This is a genomic window from Carnobacterium sp. TMP28 (assembly GCF_047553015.1).
GTDB lineage: Bacteria > Bacillota > Bacilli > Lactobacillales > Carnobacteriaceae > Carnobacterium_A.
Genome location: NZ_CP180215.1, coordinates 1 through 4,923 on the forward strand (window position 1 = coordinate 1; position 4,923 = coordinate 4,923).

General features: G+C 33.9%; 5 protein-coding genes. 3 read left to right on the forward strand and 2 right to left on the reverse strand.

What is annotated here, in order from left to right:
• The first annotated feature begins 410 nt into the window (after positions 1–410).
• Entirely contained in the window at positions 411–1,277 is an 867-nt protein-coding gene (locus ACMHYH_RS10970; protein ID WP_414840424.1) for a RepB family plasmid replication initiator protein, read from the forward strand.
• A 487-nt stretch (positions 1,278–1,764) separates the two neighbouring features.
• On the opposite strand, the gene ACMHYH_RS10975 is transcribed toward ACMHYH_RS10970, so the two are convergent.
• Both ACMHYH_RS10975 and relB read right to left on the reverse strand, forming a co-directional pair.
• On the reverse strand, positions 1,765–2,037 hold the full coding sequence (locus ACMHYH_RS10975) for a type II toxin-antitoxin system RelE family toxin (RefSeq protein ID WP_414840425.1): 273 nt from the start codon (positions 2,035–2,037) through the stop codon (positions 1,765–1,767).
• A gap of 1 nt (position 2,038) precedes the next feature.
• On the reverse strand, positions 2,039–2,260 hold the full coding sequence (relB, locus tag ACMHYH_RS10980) for a type II toxin-antitoxin system RelB family antitoxin (RefSeq protein WP_414840426.1): 222 nt from the start codon (positions 2,258–2,260) through the stop codon (positions 2,039–2,041).
• Between the two features lie 266 nt (positions 2,261–2,526).
• Between relB and ACMHYH_RS10985 the strand changes: the two genes are divergently transcribed.
• Positions 2,527–2,889 (forward strand): hypothetical protein, encoded by a 363-nt coding sequence (locus ACMHYH_RS10985; protein WP_414840423.1) that lies wholly within the window; start codon positions 2,527–2,529, stop codon positions 2,887–2,889.
• Between the two features lie 596 nt (positions 2,890–3,485).
• On the forward strand, positions 3,486–4,709 hold the full coding sequence (gene mobV / locus ACMHYH_RS10990; RefSeq protein WP_414840427.1) for a MobV family relaxase: 1,224 nt from the start codon (positions 3,486–3,488) through the stop codon (positions 4,707–4,709).
• Positions 4,710–4,923: the final 214 nt, after the last annotated feature.

Consider the following 4,923-nt stretch of genomic DNA (forward strand, 5'->3'; position numbering starts at 1 on the left):
ACTTCTTTTGACCTATTACAATGCTTTTTAGTTTGCGGAGCAAAGTTTCCTTTTGTATTGTGATCTTTTTTTAATCAAGAGGCTTGCGAAAGCAAGACCTCCTTTTTTCTGTTTTTTAACTTAAGTAACAATCGAAATTTTAGCTTATTAAGGTCTCTTTTTTTTGGTACTTGTTTATATAATATTTAAATAAATGTTTAATAATATGTTTAGAGAGCTTTTTCGCCTTACTCTCCCAAGGGTTACAGAGTCGTTATAAAAACAAAATGTCGGCTTATAAAAACAAAATGTCGGCTTATAAAAACAAAATGTCGGCTTATAAAAACAAAATGTCGGCTTATAAAAACATATAGTTGTTTTTATAAGCCGTTATTGGTATTATAAAAACAACTTTACTGGGAGGTTTTTAAATGGCTAACGAAGTTGTAAAGTATCATAATGATCTGAATACGGTTCCCATGCGAAATTGGACGAGTGAAGAAATGAACTTTTTCTTTGCTATCATTGCTAAATTACGTGATGTTAGCACACGAGAAGTACAGTTTGACAAGCATGGGCTTACTGAATTGTCAAACTATTCTCTTACCCATAACAAACGTTTTGAGGAAACCATGGAGAATTTGGTTAAAAAAATTAGCCAAATCCACTATATTGAGCGTACTTCTAATTCTTTAGAGTTAATGAATCTGTTTAGTCGGTTCCGTATAGATTGGAGTGATGATTTAAGCGATATGACTGCTACAGTGAAGGTGACAGAAGAATTCGAGTATGTAGTAAACCGCCTAAATGTTGAGTTTACCTCTTATGAACTTGAGGAATTTACTTTAATCCGTTCCACTTATGCTAAAACTGTCTATCGTTTATTGAAACAGTGGCGGACGGTAGGTAAGAGAGAGTTTTCTCTCGATGACTTTAAACAGTTGTTAGATACACCTGACTATTACGTTCCTAGTCATATTGATAAAAACATATTAGAACCTGTCATGCGTGAGTTGCCAAAGTTTTTCCCTGGTTTAAAAATAAAAAAAGTGAAATCTAACACTCGTGGAAATCCTGTTAAAAGTTATATTTTTACATGGAAATCCGAAAAAACTGAGAAGTGGATTGACGGAAAATATGATAAGAAAAAAAATAAGACTGTAACCCGCAAAGAAGTCCTACCCGATTGGGCAAAAGAGGACTATATTCAACCAAAGGAAACCATGCTTTCTAAAGAAGAACAGGACGAATTGAACGAACGATTAGCCCGAATACACGCAAAAAAAGAGGAAAGCTGATACCTGATTACGCTTGTTAAAACAGGAAATCGTGTATTGAGGGCGGACATAAAAAAAGAACCCTTTAGGTAAAGGATTCGGGATACACGATTCTATCCAAAATAGTGTATCCTAAAATGAAGGCGAGTTTATCATAACAAAAATTTGAGTAAACTCAGCTAGAATACTTGCTTTGCCTATGGTATTTTAATTATAAGATGAGGAGGTTCTATTTATGAATTCAGACATATTTTTTATATTACCGGTAATTCAAATGGCATTGGTATTCACCCTATCATTACTTGCTGTATACACTTTGATTCTAGCTATAAAAGCACTAAAGCTGTATATTAAAAAAAATTCTTAATAGTATTACATAGGTTGGATTGGTTTAATTGTTTATATGTTTTTCTCTCTCCCTGCATTAGGAATTATTAATTATGATTTCAAAAAAAGAACCTTAGTTTAACAAGGTTCTAGGCGCACGTCTATAAGTATCTTCATACATTCATTGATAAATGTCTTTTCTATGCCCAATTTCTAACATTAAAATAGTAACTGTTTCATCGTTAATATCCGCTATTAAGCGATAATCGCCTATTCTATAACGCCATTCACCTGAACGATTAGCGACTAATCCTTTTCCATGCTGTCTAGGATCTGTACAATTGACTAGATTTTTTTTGATCCATCCCATAATTAAAAGAGATTGGTGTTTATCCATTTTTTTTAACGTTTTTTGAGCTCCTTTTTCAAACTCTACTTGATAACCCAAGCTCATATCAATCAGCCAGCTCCTTCAACATATCTTCAAAGGAAATACTTTGAGAATGCTCTTTGTGCTCCTTCATAGCCTGGTGATATAAATCTAAATCAATATCATCTTCTATTTTTTCTAAAACAGAGTTTCTAAATAGAGCAGAAACAGTGATATTTTTAGATTTAGCATATTCTTTAATTAATTTTTCTTCTTGAGAATCAATTCTTAGTGATATTGCAGTCATTAAAATCAACCTCCTTCTTTTGTATGTACATTGTAATACAAAAGAAGGAGGTTTTCAATTTTTTTACTCTACAAAACCGATTAAATACTCACAAATTGAGTTTGATTAGTAAAAAAAGAATCCTTTGGTGAAAGGATTCAGGATACACTATTCTATGTCATTTCATGTATCGAGAACTTTAAGCATATATAATAGTGTAAACCTTATTGTATGCGCTTAAAAAATGAGGTACCATTTATATAAATATTGATTAGAGGAGGAAATTTATGAAAAATAAATATATCTTTGCGATTGCTGTAATTACTTTATTTATTTTGTCAGGTTGTTCTAATAAAAAAATAGATCCGAATCTTTTTATTTACCAAAATGGAGGAGATGTTGATACTTCTGTTCCATTAGCTTACGGTATTTTCCCTGAGAGTGACCAGTTAAAAGTGGTTTGGGCAGAAGAGTCTAATAGCTATGATACGAAATTACTAACATTTAAATCTGACGATGAGTTCATTGAAATTAGTTACAAGGATAAAAAGGAGAAGAAACACACTCAAACATTTGAAATTATCTCTGACTCCATTTTACGAGATGAAGCAGGTATAGAATATCAGTGGTTCGGAGAGCCAATAAAATAATGTGGTTGGAATTTTTAACTATCTACTTAAAATCTACCCAAAATAGACAGTTTGCAGGTATGGATCTGACTGCTTTTTTACTGTCATTTATACGTGTCGATTTTAGAAAAATATACTAAAAAGATAAATCAGTAGGTTTTAAAAAAGAGCATAAAGAGATTCAGGCGCCTAGAAGGCGAAAAACGGCCTTTTCTTACCCCTCTTAAAAAGACTGTCATACCAGCGTTTGTAAGAGGTCATGTATTACATATGTATACATATGTGTTAAAAGTGTCATACATTTTGTCATACAAATGTATGACACTTTTAACGTGTTTTTTCTCTTGCTTTTCATCTCTTTTTTTTAAAGAAAAGTCCCCTGCCAAAAAGGCGAGGGGGATTTTTTTGTTTTGCATGAAAAAAATAGTCGGGCATTCCGACGTTTTTCGTGCCTGTCCTCGAAGAACCTTTTCAGCCTAAAGGCGAAAAAAGGGGCAGAGTGGACAGACGGTTTTTAGCCTCGCAGAGCGCACACCTTACTCGTAAGGTATAGTGTGTTATACTTTACATGGAAGATTATCCGTACAGACCTAAAAAGGAGTGCTTGTTCTATGTCCATGGTTGCGGCGAGAATGCAGAAGATGAAAGCAGGAAATTTAACAGGAATTGGGAATCATAATCAACGAAAAGGACAGAATCATTCCAATCAGGAAATTGATCCCGACCGTTCCCACTTGAATTATGAATTGGTGAAGCGAACGGAACATTATCAAAAAGATATTCAACGATTTATTGATGAAAAAAAAGCCAGTACACGAGCCGTCAGAAGTGACGCCGTTTTGGTAAACGAATGGATTATTACAAGTGATCGATCTTTTTTTAATGGATTGAATGATAACGAAACGAAAGAGTTTTTTGAAGCTGCGAAAGAGTATTTCTCTGAAAAATTTGGCGAAGATAATATTAGGTATGCGACCGTTCATGTCGATGAAACTACCCCGCATATGCATATGGGGATTGTTCCCTTTGATCCCGAAGGTAAATTAAGTGCGAAACGAGTGTTCAATCGTCAAACGTTGCGTGACATTCAAGAGAAATTACCTACTTATTTACAAGAGGCGCAATTTAATATTGAACGAGGACAAAAAGGTTCAGAAAGAAAAAATTTAACGGTTCCTGAATTTAAAGAAATGAAACGAGAGCAAAAAGAGGTTCAACAAGAAACAGAAAAAATGAGAGAAGAATTTCGAGCATATGTTACCGACAGAAAAATAACCGTATCGCTGGACGATATCAAGGCGACGACCGAACGAGAAGAAATAAAAATTCCGAGTGGCGAAAAATTTTTAGGGATAGATATTCCTAAAAAAGTGGAACGAGAAACAGGAAACGTGATTCTTTCAAAAAAAGATTTCGATAAAATGCAAGATTTTAATACGTATATTAAGAAAAGTGAAAGTCGCTTTTTAAATTTGTTAGATACGGATTTGTATCAAGAAAATAAAGCGTTGAAAAAAGAAATAAAAGAACAAAAAAATACGAATCATACGAATATTGAGGATTATAATCAGCTGGTTCTGGAATATAATACCTTGTCTGGAGAGAATGACCGCTTAAAGAGCCGTATAAGCGATTTAAAGAAGGAAGTACGAATCATATACAATACTGTCAAAAGTTTCTTAAAAGAGCGTACAAGTGAAATACAAGCGTTTAAGAGCATGTTTAAAGCATTAACAGATGATATTTCTCTTTCTTCTAAAAATAATCAGCTCGATAGTCAATTTAAAAAGGAATTTGACGAGGAATACACCCAAAAAAGAACGCGAGGACGATCCCGATAAAAGCTCGTTTTGTCGGACGAACATTTTTTTAGTTCCGCTTGAATCAAAAGGTACAGAGTTTTTTGGTGTTTTTGGGTATGTAGGGCTTGCCCTGCACGAACGAAGTGAGCCTTCTTTCCTCTACCTAGCTTATTTAGCAAAAAAGTAGCGTGTAACCACATTAGTAAAAGAATAGATATATCCCTTTGGCTTTCCTTGCTAACGGAGCGCAGCG

Coding starts and splice junctions, on each gene's coding strand:
- ACMHYH_RS10970 (WP_414840424.1), top strand. CDS start 411: ATGGCTAACGAAGTTGTAAAGTATCATAATGATCTGAATACGGTTCCC.
- ACMHYH_RS10975 (WP_414840425.1), bottom strand. CDS start 2,037: ATGAGCTTGGGTTATCAAGTAGAGTTTGAAAAAGGAGCTCAAAAAACG.
- relB (WP_414840426.1), bottom strand. CDS start 2,260: ATGACTGCAATATCACTAAGAATTGATTCTCAAGAAGAAAAATTAATT.
- ACMHYH_RS10985 (WP_414840423.1), top strand. CDS start 2,527: ATGAAAAATAAATATATCTTTGCGATTGCTGTAATTACTTTATTTATT.
- mobV (WP_414840427.1), top strand. CDS start 3,486: ATGGTTGCGGCGAGAATGCAGAAGATGAAAGCAGGAAATTTAACAGGA.